At 66.0% G+C, this 300-nt stretch carries 1 protein-coding gene; it reads right to left on the bottom strand.

Going from position 1 to position 300, the window contains the following annotated elements; genetic code table 11:
- Positions 1 to 205, bottom strand: a 205-nt coding sequence (locus EN786_RS37060; protein ID WP_135910187.1) for a winged helix-turn-helix domain-containing protein, incomplete at its 3' end; no start/stop codon positions are given.
- Between the last annotated feature and the right edge of the window lie 95 nt (positions 206 to 300).

Consider the following 300-nt stretch of genomic DNA (forward strand, 5'->3'; position numbering starts at 1 on the left):
ACCAGATGCGGCCCTCGGAGCGCAGCCTGGCGATCGCCTCGCGCACCACGTTCCGGCTGACCCCGAACGTGGTCGCCAGCGCCTGTTCGGTCGGCAGCTGATCGCCGGGCTTCAGCCGCCCCTGGGCGATCTCGCGCGAGATCGAACTCGCAACGAGCGTGGAGAGGTGCGGACCGCGATTGACCTTGTCGAGCTTCAGCGTCATCGCTCACCTATAGTCGAGCGCGGATGCGGACGCCAGAATGCGGCCGTTGCTCAATATATGGCACGGGTCGAAGGCATCCTTGATGCCCGCAGCGA

Source organism: Mesorhizobium sp. M4B.F.Ca.ET.143.01.1.1, assembly GCF_004792275.1.
GTDB lineage: Bacteria > Pseudomonadota > Alphaproteobacteria > Rhizobiales > Rhizobiaceae > Mesorhizobium > Mesorhizobium abyssinicae.